The sequence below is a fragment of the Leptospiraceae bacterium genome (assembly GCA_024233835.1).
Taxonomy (GTDB): Bacteria; Spirochaetota; Leptospiria; order Leptospirales; family Leptospiraceae; genus JACKPC01.
Window position 1 is genome coordinate 1,078,011 of the sequence record JACKPC010000001.1, and the last position, 11,635, is coordinate 1,089,645.

11 protein-coding genes are annotated in these 11,635 nt (G+C 38.0%); 4 read left to right on the forward strand and 7 right to left on the reverse strand.

The features are described 5' to 3' along the window. Positions 1–1,548 carry a glutamate--tRNA ligase gene (locus H7A25_04990; GenBank protein ID MCP5499234.1) on the forward strand — a complete coding sequence of 516 codons (1,548 nt, stop codon included), beginning with the start codon at positions 1–3 and terminating at the stop codon, positions 1,546–1,548. A 167-nt stretch (positions 1,549–1,715) separates the two neighbouring features. On the opposite strand, the gene H7A25_04995 is transcribed toward H7A25_04990, so the two are convergent. From H7A25_04995 to H7A25_05015, 5 genes are all read right to left on the reverse strand, one after another. Beyond that, positions 1,716–2,126, reverse strand: coding sequence for a hypothetical protein (locus tag H7A25_04995; GenBank protein ID MCP5499235.1), 411 nt, complete (start codon positions 2,124–2,126; stop codon positions 1,716–1,718). Further along, a complete protein-coding gene (locus H7A25_05000; protein ID MCP5499236.1) occupies positions 2,114–2,866 on the reverse strand; it encodes a hypothetical protein in 753 nt (250 codons plus the stop codon). The genes H7A25_04995 and H7A25_05000 overlap by 13 nt, the downstream gene beginning before the upstream one ends. Before the next feature lie 26 nt (positions 2,867–2,892). Continuing rightward, entirely contained in the window at positions 2,893–4,134 is a 1,242-nt protein-coding gene (locus H7A25_05005) for a PD40 domain-containing protein (protein ID MCP5499237.1), read from the reverse strand. 54 nt (positions 4,135–4,188) lie between these two features. Then, positions 4,189–5,700, reverse strand: coding sequence for an acyl-CoA synthetase (locus H7A25_05010; protein ID MCP5499238.1), 1,512 nt, complete (start codon positions 5,698–5,700; stop codon positions 4,189–4,191). A 100-nt stretch (positions 5,701–5,800) separates the two neighbouring features. Then, positions 5,801–6,163, reverse strand: coding sequence for a hypothetical protein (locus tag H7A25_05015; GenBank protein MCP5499239.1), 363 nt, complete (start codon positions 6,161–6,163; stop codon positions 5,801–5,803). Positions 6,164–6,308: 145 nt separating this feature from the next. Here H7A25_05015 and H7A25_05020 point away from each other — a divergent pair, with 145 nt between their 5' ends. From H7A25_05020 to H7A25_05030, 3 genes are all read left to right on the forward strand, one after another. Beyond that, positions 6,309–7,301, forward strand: coding sequence for a class I mannose-6-phosphate isomerase (locus tag H7A25_05020; protein ID MCP5499240.1), 993 nt, complete (start codon positions 6,309–6,311; stop codon positions 7,299–7,301). A gap of 5 nt (positions 7,302–7,306) precedes the next feature. Beyond that, positions 7,307–7,738 carry a universal stress protein gene (locus H7A25_05025; GenBank protein ID MCP5499241.1) on the forward strand — a complete coding sequence of 144 codons (432 nt, stop codon included), beginning with the start codon at positions 7,307–7,309 and terminating at the stop codon, positions 7,736–7,738. Between the two features lie 214 nt (positions 7,739–7,952). Next, a complete protein-coding gene (locus H7A25_05030) occupies positions 7,953–9,974 on the forward strand; it encodes a hypothetical protein (protein ID MCP5499242.1) in 2,022 nt (673 codons plus the stop codon). A 71-nt stretch (positions 9,975–10,045) separates the two neighbouring features. Here the strand turns inward: H7A25_05030 and H7A25_05035 are convergent, their stop codons facing one another. Together H7A25_05035 and H7A25_05040 are read right to left on the reverse strand one after the other, a co-directional pair. After that, positions 10,046–11,197: a 1-acyl-sn-glycerol-3-phosphate acyltransferase gene (locus H7A25_05035; protein ID MCP5499243.1), complete on the reverse strand. Its 1,152-nt coding sequence runs from the start codon at positions 11,195–11,197 to the stop codon at positions 10,046–10,048. Then, positions 11,190–11,558, reverse strand: a complete 369-nt coding sequence (locus tag H7A25_05040) for a PilZ domain-containing protein (protein MCP5499244.1) — start codon at positions 11,556–11,558, stop codon at positions 11,190–11,192. Before H7A25_05040 ends, H7A25_05035 begins: the two co-directional genes overlap by 8 nt. Positions 11,559–11,635: the final 77 nt, after the last annotated feature.

Consider the following 11,635-nt stretch of genomic DNA (forward strand, 5'->3'; position numbering starts at 1 on the left):
ATGTTTGAGGAAGTGAGAACCCGTTTTGCTCCATCTCCCAGTGGATTTTTACATGTAGGCGGAGCAAGAACCGCTCTATTTAACTATCTCTATGCGAAGTCTACCGGAGGTAAGTTCATTGTCCGGGTAGAAGATACCGATCAGGCTCGTTCTACAGAAGCTTCGATGAAAGTGATCTTAGAATCCCTGAAATGGCTCGGGATCCACTGGGACGAGGGTCCGGAAGTAGGAGGAGAATACGGCCCCTACATTCAATCGGAAAGACTTTCCACCTACAAACAATTCACGGAACGCCTGCTCTCCGAAGGAAAGGCCTATCGCTGTTTTTGCACTCCCGAAGAATTAGAGACCAAGAAAAAACAGGCGGAAGAAAAAGGAGAACCGAGTATCTATGATGGAACCGATGCGAATCTTTCCGAAGAAGAGATCCAGAAAAAACTGGAACAGGGTATTCCCTATGCTATTCGCCTTCACGTACCGGCCAAAACTCTCCAGGTAAATGATCTGGTTCAGGGGAAAGTAAAGTTCGATACCCGTCACCTCGGAGATTTTATTATTGTTAAATCAGATGGTTTTCCTTCCTACAATTATGCAGTAGTAATCGATGATTATTTAATGAAAATAAGCCACGTTATTCGCGGAGTCGGCCATCTACCGAATACACCCAGACAAATTGTCATTTCTGAAGCTTTGGGTTTTCCCCTTCCTTCTTATGCCCATGTATCTGAAATTGTAGGAACGGATGGAAAGAAACTTTCGAAACGAGCCGGTGCCACATCCATACTGGCTTTTCGTGACCTGGGTTATACTCCGCAGTGCTTCGTGAATTATATGGCTTTACTGGGCTGGATGCCGGAAGATGAAGAAGAATTCATGCCGGACAAGAAAGCTGAGACCACATTTCGTATCGAGAAATGTTCCAAATCGCCTGCGACCTTTGACGTATTTAAAAAGCAAAAAGCGGATGAGGCTCTTGACTTCAATAGCCTTAGCCTCGAACAATTGGCTGAAAATTTAAATCCCAAATCTAAGCTGAACTGGCTTTCTAATAAACATATTCGTCATATAGATATCAAAGAACTTGCCGTTCAAACCCTCCCCTTTATTGAGGCAGTAGCTGAAATTCCCGAACAGGTAAAAAAAGTGGACAGCGAAGAACTTATCTCGATTCTTTCTTCTATCCGGGTGTACCTCGACAGGTTGTCTCAGGCGGCTCCCTATATAACCGAATTTTTCCAGACAGAAATTCAGACAGAAAACGAAGAAGCAAAGAAAATGTTAGAAGGAGATGGAGAGAAAGTGGCTCTCTTGTTTCGTAAGAAAGTTCTGGAAAAGAAACCCGCAGATGTGGAAGCTTATAAAGCCATCATGAAAGAAGTAGAGCAGGAAAGCGGGCAAAAAGGAAGGGGTTTATTTATGCCTATTCGTGTTTTTACGACCGGAAAAATCCACGGGCTTGAACTTCCTATACTCTTTTCTTTATTGGGAGTTGATAAATTACAAAAACGCATGGAGTCTATAGCTAAACATACGGGCTTGCAAGTTTAGATTAAACGCTAAGTTTTCGGACCCTTTATTTATAAAATTTCATTTTCTGACTTCGGTTCAGACAGTAAGTATTCGGTTACTGAGCGAGCGTAGCGAGTTAGAAGTATATCTTTCCCCGGAGCGGTCGCTTACGGCTGCCCGGGGAAAAGTCAAGTATCAGGTTCTTCTTACTTTAAGTAATGGATCTCATTCCCGATTTTTCCATTTTTAGGATCAAACGAAACTGCCGATAAAGTATAAGATTTTCTGGATATTAATAGATAATAATTTTCTCCAAAAGAATATGTGAAGATTACCTTCGCATATTTTCCATATTTCTCTTTAATATCAATTGTATTTAAAGACTCACCCGTTTTTGATACAAAAGAAAGCAAACTTGCTGCTGTTCGAATGGCAGGAGAATGAAGAACCCATACTCCTGCCTGTCCGGGCAAATCAAGAATACAGTTTGTATTGAGTTTATAAATAAAATTCGGATTTAAAAATCCTGTCTGATTTTTCAATAACTGATTAGATTCAAACTCTGCTTTTTCTTCAGCCTTAAGTGAATATGCGAGAGTTCCATCTACGGATAACATTTTCCAGCAAACTGAGTAATCACAAGAACTATTTTGCAAGATAAATTTACCACAGGAGAAATTAGATGGATAAGAACTATTCGATCTTTTAATCTGTTTGGCAATCTCAGGGAAGAATTGATAGAGTAATACTTACCGTCTGAACTTATAATTTGAATATTGCCGTTCTGGAAGTCATAAGGATAAGTTGAGTCAAGATAAATAGGGGATTGTAGGTTTGGGTTTTTTGATATAATCTTTTTTTCTTCGGCAGTAATGATTGCTTTCCCCAGATCTAAAAGTTGCAGACCTGTAGTTTTACTGTGCAACCAGATATAATTCCCATTTCTTTCAAATATTCTGTAATTGTCTTTCATAGAAGCAAGGCGGATCTCCTTTAACTTTTTAGCACTTCCGGCATCATAGTTGAGTAAATAATACGTATAAATACTCATACCTTTTCCATGACTATCTTCCCTACTTAAAATACTGAGAATATCCTTACCCTGCTCTTTAATAGAGTAAACTTGAATAATTTTTCCTCTATTAAAAAGTTCTAAAAATAATCCGTATGAATAAATAACGAAGAAGAGAAAGAATATAAAATAGGAAGCAATAAGAATTCCTTTTTTTGACTCGCTTAAAAGTAACTTTTTTTCTACAAGAAATAGGATCCTATAAAAAAAAATAAAGAACCCCAGCATGACTAACATAAACAGAAAAAATATAGTGCCACTCCACTCATTTACAATATAATTCATATTTTATTCACAAGCTCAAGGGGTATTTATTCAACAATCTGAAATTCTGTTCGGCGATTCAATTTATTGAATTCTTCCTTTTTACTATTATGGAGTGGTTCGGTAGATCCCTTTCCTTCCGTAACAAGACGATTTGAGTTAATCCCTTTCGAAACAAAATACTCCTTCACCGAATTAGCTCTTCTCTCGGATAAACCCTGGTTTTCCGTGAAGTCTCCTGTTAAGTCCGTATGTCCGATTACTTTTAATTTTACATCCTTGTATTCCTGTAGGTATTTTACGAGTTTATCGAGTTCGGGCAATGATTCTGATTTTAAAGTATGGGAATTGATATCAAAGTGAATATTGTTTAAGGATATTTTTTTCTTAATTTTCAAGATAAGTGCAATATCATCTTTCGGAACTTCCTTACCGGAATACAGATCATAACTTTTTCCAATTTCCTTTCGACAAAAAATAAGACTCTTATCACTTTCATCGATCACCATAAAAGCTTCATCACCTTCCGTATTGATTTCCGGTCCCAAATTTTCTGCCTTTCCAAAACTTCCATCTTCATTGATTTTTACTTTATAAATATCAAATCCACCATATCCACCTTTACGATTGGAAGAAAAATATAGCTCCTTTCCATCTTTAGAAATTATAGTTGCTATACTTGCGGATCCTTCTTCATTTACAGGGGATGGTAAAGGAACTGCCTTTTCTTTAGATAAAGCATTTCCTTCTAGTTTTAATTTATAAATTTTAGCTTCATAAGGTTTACCGAATGGATAACGGGTGAAATAGAGTCCATCAGCGTGTACAAAGGGATTCTCTTCTATATCCTTCGTATTAACATTAAGCGGCATACGAACCGGTTTTGTCCATTTAGCATTTCTATACTCTGTATAATATAGATCTCTCGAAACACCCAGTCTTCCGTCCGGTAAACGAAACTCTATAGAACCATCGCGATTGGAAGAAAAAATCATGAATTTTCCTTCCTGGGAAATGTGGGGACTCTGATCATCGTAAGGAGAATTAACACCCCTTAATATTGCCGGAGGAGTCCAGCTACCATCTTTCTTCTTTTTTGTATAAAAAATATCTGTATATTTTCCGTAACGCTTTGAATAAAAATAAAGAGTTCTTCCGTCACTACTGAGAGAAGGACCAAATTCTTGCAACTCGGTATTAATCATTCCGGGTAAAGGTTGAACTTTGAATGTGTATTCTGCAAATACCGGTAAAGATAGAATAAAAACTACTAAGTATTTAAAATACATAAGTATTCTCCATTTTATAGTTTGTATAAAAAATCTTTTTAAATTAGACTTCTTTTAGAGAAATAATAATAGATCTTTACGTTTTAATTTTCCATTTGAATTTCTGGGTAACTTATTTACAAAGTGGAACTCCCTGGGAGTCTTGTACCGGGCGAGGCGTTCGGAACAATACTGTAAAATTTTTTCTGCTACCTGTGTTTCATTACATGAGTCCTGTAAAACAACAAAGGCTGCAATTAAACTGATCCCATTCTCTTTTTTTATCTCCGTAACCGCCGCATCGGATACAAGCAAACATTGTTTTAAAACTCTCTCAACCTCAAGGGGAGAAACTCTATATCCGAAAGAATTCATCATTTCATCATTTCTTCCGTGATAGTAATAATAACCATCCTCATCATAGTGAGCCACATCTCCCGTAATAAACCAATCTCCTCTAAAACCCGTATGTTTCTTGTCTTCTACATTCCAATAACCTAACATAAGTCCGGGTTCTGTTTTATGAATAGCTATATAACCTTCCTCTCCTTTTTCTAAAGGCTCTGTGCTTTCTTTATCTATAGGAAGCAGGCAAACTTTTCTTCCTTTTTGGGGCTTGCCCGGACTGCCGCTTCTGTAGGGAAAATTTGAGGAAGAACTTATATAAGTAGAAACTTCACTCATACCCAGTGCTTCAAATAACTCCTTACCACTTTCTCTAACCCAGACTTCATGCAAATCAGAAGTGAGTGCTTCTCCGGCACAAAGACAGTGTCTGAGAGATTGTAAATTATAATTATATAATTTAGTATATTTTAATATTCTCCTGTATAGAGCCGGCACGGCAACAAAGATGCTTACCTGTTCTCTTCCAATGAAATAAGGCCAGTATTCCGGTATACTCTCACCGGAGTAAAGAATTGATGTGGCTCCACTCGCCCAGGTATCCATCAAACCGACACCAAGAGTATAGGTCCAATTCATTTGTCCGGCGTGCAAGAGTCTATCTTTCTCCTGCAAACCGGTCCAGCCTTCTAGCATAGGGATTCTACCGAGAACCGATCTTTGTGCGTGTAGTACACCTTTAGGATAGGCGGTTGTGCCTGAGGTATATACGAGAAATGCCGGGTCATCCTTTCTTGTATTAAAAAAAACTAAATTAGATTCTTTTTCAAAGTCTACTTTTTGGATATCGAGAGAAATGCAGTATGAAGGTATTTCAGAAGGAAGCGGCAAAGATGAGTCAAATAGAACCAGGGAGGATGCCGAATCTTTTAGAAGATAGGTAACTTCTTCTTTACTGAGTTGGGGAGAAGCGGGAACTGCAACATAGCCCGAAGCAACAATAGCAAAAAAAGCAATGGCAAATTCAGGAGAATGATTTAAGCGAATGAAAATCCTGGAACCTTTTTGTAAATTGTATTCTTTTAGCTGCTTGGATAAAGAAGCCATTTTTATAGCCAGCTCTCTATAAGTAAAAGATGCACGGATATTTTTCCCGCGTAAGAAAATAAGAGCTTCTTTATTGCCTCGTTTTTCTAAGTTTTCTTGTAAACAAAATTCAGCTAAATTGAAGGTGTCTGACATGTTCGGATAATGATATATGTATAAATTAGAATATTCTGAAAATCCTTATTTTTCAGGAAGCAAGCGAACCATATCAGGTCCGCTTACTGTATATTACAAATTACTTTACATATTTTTTACAGGCAGGAGAAAGTTTATCTTTATTTTCTTTCAGGCAGGCAATAATTTTTCCTTCTCCCTTTTGAACCCCTTTACATAGTTTACGAACATCCGGTGAGCAAGCTTTACGAATTCTTGCCTGTAGTTTTTCAACTTTAGAGATATAAGTTTTACAGGAACTGGACAGTTTTGCACGATTGTCTTTCAAACATTTTGTACGCTGACCATCTCCTGCTTTAATGTCTTTACAAAATTTTTGTGCATCTTTTGCGCAGGGACTCTGACCTTTTTTTTGTGCAAAAGCCGGGGAGAAGAAAGAAAGAGCCAAAAAGCTCAGGAACAACATTTTCAGTACAGGTTTCAAGAAGAACCTCCAAATTTAAGTATAGGAAAATTGTATACTCTTTCAGTTAAAAATAGTCAAGAATTTCTTTTCAAATCATAGGACAGTCAGAGGTTCTTTCTAAAAAGTCCTTGCTTTTTCCTACACCCAAAATGGAAATAAAGAGATGCAAAAAGTCTTACAATTTGAACCTATCTATAAAAAGCTGGTCTGGGGGGGGTCTAAACTTAAAACCTTACTGGGGCGAAATATTCCTTCCGAAAACATCGGAGAATCCTGGGAGATTTCTGACTACGGAAATGATATATCCATTATAAAAAATGGAAACTGGAAAGGAATGAGCCTGAGGGAATGTTATACAAAATATCCGGATTTATTTTTTGATTTTGACTATGAACTCAAAAAAGGCTTTCCTCTCCTTATCAAACTGATAGATGCCAGGGACAAGCTTTCTGTTCAGGTTCATCCGGATGCCGACTATGTACTCAAGCATGATCCAAAGAGTTCAGAAAAGAAAGAGTCCTGGTTAATTCTTCAATCAGACCCAAAAGCCAGTATTTACTGTGGCTTTTCAAAATCCAGCAGTCGAAGCTCCTATTTAAAGAAAATAAATAGCTTAAGAGCTGAAGAGGACCTACAAAAATATTTCACAAAACCAGGTGACGCATTTTTAATAAAACCCGGTACTTTGCATTCTATCGGAGCCGGAAATTTCCTCTTAGAAGTTCAACAATCCTCAGATTCTACCTACAGGGTATACGATTACGGAAGGCCGGGCTTAGATGGAAAACCCAGAGAGTTGCACCTTGAAAAGGCCCTTTCTGTAATTAATTATAACTCATCCAGTCAAAAAGACTTATTAGCGTACAGAGAAATTCCCTGCAACTTTGGAAAGCGTTTTTTACTTACACATAATCAGGCGTTTTTTCTTGACTTCATAGAAACCGGAACTGAATTTGCAGCTTCTCAACTCTCCGATAAAACGGGATTTCTGGTTCTGCATATTATTGAAGGAGAAATATCTATACCGGAAGAAGGTCTTTTTTTTAAAAAAGGAGATACATTTCTTTTGACAAATGAAGCAATAAAATCAAATCTTCTTATAAAGCCGGAAAAGGAAGTAAAATTTGCCCTTGCAGGCATGGGCAGAAGGGAGTAATTCGAATGGAAAGGTTAATTAAGAAAATACTGGTACCGGTAGATGGTTCTGATAGTTCAAAAAAAGCTATAGACTATGCTATTGCCACTGCGAAACAAATTAGTGCCCATCTAACTATTTTAGAAGTAGTGGAAGATTTTGGACCGCTTCCCGGTTATTATGAAAAGGCTCCGGAAGGAGTAAATCGTGTGAACTGGATCTCAGAACAACGCTTTGAAAAATTACATCCCGATTTGGAACATGCGGGTATTAAATGGGATAGAAGAGTTTCGGAAGGTTATCCGGCTGATATAATTTGTGAGCTTGCAGAACAAGGTGAATACGATCTGATTATTATTGGAAGCAGGGGCTTAAGTCCTCTCGGACGATTTCTTATGGGTTCCGTTTCTGATAGAGTGGTTCATCATGCCCATTGTTCTGTTCTGGTAGTCAAATAAATTTCTGTATATTAACCTTTCATCATATTTTACGCAGGTGCTTTAGATAAATTCTTTCCCGAGGGCGTGGCCTGAAGAGAGGCAAGGAGTCTACCGGATTACCACAGCTTAAGGAAAGCTTCACAGGCTTTTTTGGAGAGATGTATTTTTTTTAAACTTGCCCTGCAAAAAAGATAATCCATGTTTGTCTTTCATTAAGTAAGGGAGATAAGTGATGTTTTTTAAACGAAAAAGTTTGTTTTATTTAATTTTATCCATAGTTTTATTGGGTTTCAGTGCCTGTTTTCCAAAACTAAAGTCCAATAATGACCTACTTTTAGCTCTGGCAGCGACTTCCACTCAGGTCTACACCCTTCAGGGACAGTTGAATGAATCCGGTTCTCCGCTGCAAAATGCTATGCTCTACTTCCCGGAGCCGAGTTCCGGAACCACTGCGAGTTCTATTCGATTACAAACCCAGGACAGTAGCAGTACCTCAGGTACAGATAGTACGAGCAGTACAGCCAATCAGGGGGAAGCCACTCCAACAGGTGAAGAATACATGACTTCAAGTTCCACAGACTCAGAAGGAAATTTCACCGTTACCTTAAAGATTGGAACTTACGAGGTAGTGGTAACTACTACAAAAAATACCAGCCATGTCTTTAAAATTAAAATCGAACTGGATGAAGCCTCATCAAACGGAGTAAAAGCCACTGTCGTAAATGAAGAAGGCATTAGTGTTACCATTAAAGTTATAGGTCCCGCAGCGGGAAATCCTCCCATTTCTAAAGCCAAGCCTTTCGTCTGTGGTTTTAATTCGAAAGGAGACACGGCTCCTCCCTATGTGAAAAAAATGACTCTTACCCCCAGCTTACAATCTGCCGGAGATGTGGCGGTAAGTGCAGAAATTCTGGAAGGAGACGATGGCGTCAACCCCATTTCCGGTGTAAGTGAAGTATTCATTCGCCTCTTTAGCCCCAAGATGTTTAGCGGAAAAGGCGGAAGTAGTATTTATGCCAAGTTAAGTTTAAATTCCGAAACCGGTTTATTCGAAGGAAAGGGAAAGGTTCATGATTACCAGGAATCCGGAAAATGGTATGTTTCCCATATTATCCTGAAAGATAAGGTAGGTAATAAGCGGGAATACAGGAAAAATTCAAAAGTAAGTGTTTACAATTTTGCTTATTATGCCTGCGGAAGAGATATTGATAGTAAATTACCTCTTCCTTATGTAGAAGTTTCCGGTACTCACCCGGATGAAACAGCTCCTACACTCATCAGTTCAGAACTTACCCGTACCGATACCTCTCTGGTTCTGGATGGACCTGAAGATACGGTAGATGTAAGTTCAGCCGAAGTTTCTCTCAAGTTAAGCCTTACGGTAGATAAGGGAACAGGAGAGAATGATACAGATATCAATACAGTAGAAGCCAAACTTATCAGTCCTTCTCGTTATGCTGATCCATTTGATAAAAGTAAGCCCGGTAATGAACTTAAAATAAAACTCAGCTATGTCTCCGATGGAACTAGCAGTTCACAAAAGAAATATGAGGGAACTGTGACAGTGAACTCTTCTAACGAAAATGGACTCTGGCTTTTAAGTTCTGTTTCTGTTTCTGACCTGGCCGGTAATTCCATGACCTATGCACGTTCCACTGATAATTCGGTATTTACCGATACAAGTATAACTGTATCCAAGTTTACTCTCAGTGGAGGAAGTGCTGCGGCTGAGGTTGATTTTTTCCCTCCTTACCTGAAAAGTCTCAGTGTAGATAAAGAATCCGTAGGTAATGATAGTATTACCATCACAGCCGAGCTTGATGATCCGAGTTCTATTACTACTACAACTGCAAGCACCGATACCACAACAACTACAGATAGTAGCACAGCCAGTACTACAACTACAGACACTACGCTTACACTGGTAAAAAGCGGGGCGCAGAAAGTAGTAATCCTTCTTTATAGTCCACTCAAGCTTTTAGATAATAAAGTAGGAAGCTTTAACAGCATTACTCTTACTTATAATGCAACAAGTCAAAAGTTTGAGGGAAGTTTTACATTCACAGAATATCATGAACAGGGGACCTGGAAAGCAGCTGTCGTCCGTGTATATGATAAAGCCGGAAATAGCCGGGAATACAACCTCGAAGATGGTTTTCCGAGCTATAAGTATAATAAAGAAGAAATAGAAGGAAACAGCACTGAAAAAGCTGATTCCGGTATTGCTATTCTTCAGGTTTCAAAAACCGAATAATCTCCGTCTATTCGGACCCTTTATAAAAAGTGTTTTCTTCTTCTTTACTTTTTATAAGGGTCCCTTTCTTTTTATAGATGCCTTTTTCTTTCCCTGAGTTCTTTAATATTGTTATCCCTATATCCCTTCCAGATGAGTGGAATAAGACCTAATAGGGGAATATAATAAAACAATGAAAAAGGGTTAAATAAGATTCCCTTTAAGAAACTTCCGAAACCTACTTTAAATTTTAGCTGTTCTTTCTTTTTTTTATACTGTCGTAAAAATTCCATGAATAGAATAGGCCATCCCGAGGGAGACACCAGGGGGATTTTATTCAAATTTTTTAGACTCAAAAGAAAGTAACGTTTGAATTCAAAGGGTTTTTGCCCGTAGGTTTCCACACTCTCGTCGAGGTGTTCCTGGAAAATAGAAAGAACCTTATCTCGTAATTCCCTGAGTTCAGGTTTGCGGATTTTCTCCAGGGGCTTGTCCAGCATTTCGTAAGGTTTGATTCTCGGCCCCATTACATAGGTGAGATTAGCCGGTAGACCGATATAAAAAAACCAGGGTTGCAGAGGGATGAAAAGAGTAAGAAGACCCAGGGGTAAAAAGGGTAAACCCATTTTTTGAACTAATTTATTGATGGTATGATTATTATAGCTGTAAGGATTAATATATTCAGCATTTACGGTAGACACAACGATGATGTCTGTTTTATACTTAATACTCATCCGGAGAAAAGAAGTTGAAAATTTCTGTAATTGATAACGTCGATTAAAACCCTTTCCAATGCCCGGAACACCTTCCGGATATATGAGTATATTAGAATCTTTTTGATGCATCATGGTTTCGAAATTTTCCAGTGTGGCATCGATTCCTCCTACACGCTTCCAAAAATTTGGAATCATATATGGACACATTAAATTGGAGGCAGATAGCATTGGAGCTGCTAATGCTCTCATATTATTCTTAAAACTAAAACCACATTTAAGGTAGTACGAACCTACAAAAACCATTGCATCCCAGGGAAAAGCCATCCCTGAATGATTGCTGATAAAAATAAGAGGCCTATCCGGATTATTTCTTTCCGGTAAAGTGTCAAAGCCGATCATGCGAGTTCGAAAGTAATAGTCATTTAAAGGGGCTACCACATTTTCAATGAGGCTTTTAGTAAAATCCTTATCAAAGTATTCTTCATATATTTTTTGATTATCTTTTAGAAAGGAAGGAATTTCATCCATGACTCATCTCCCCAATAAACTCCATATCTTCTTTGCTGAGCTTGTTTTCAAATTTCAAATTGAGTCTGTAAACAAAATCCATGTTTTTAGCAATTTGCAGGATGTGCTGTCGTTTCTCTGAAATCTCTTTGTGGGAAATACAGTGTGCATTCAAGAAAAATTCCCTTTCCTGTCGTATAAATTGAATTCGTAACCTTTCATTTTCTACGGGACGATAGGAAGAAAAGACCATAGCCCCTCCACTTCCGATATTTTCTATATAAATGCTTAAAGGTTTCCCTTCTAACTCCCCATTCATTTCACCATAGGTTTCAAATAAAAACCGGGGGCTTTTTCTTCTTTCTATTCCATCATATCCCATTACAATGAATCATTTTCGACTTTCTTTTTTTTGGAAAATGTTTTTTTCTAATACGAGAAAAAAACTATCCTTATTTC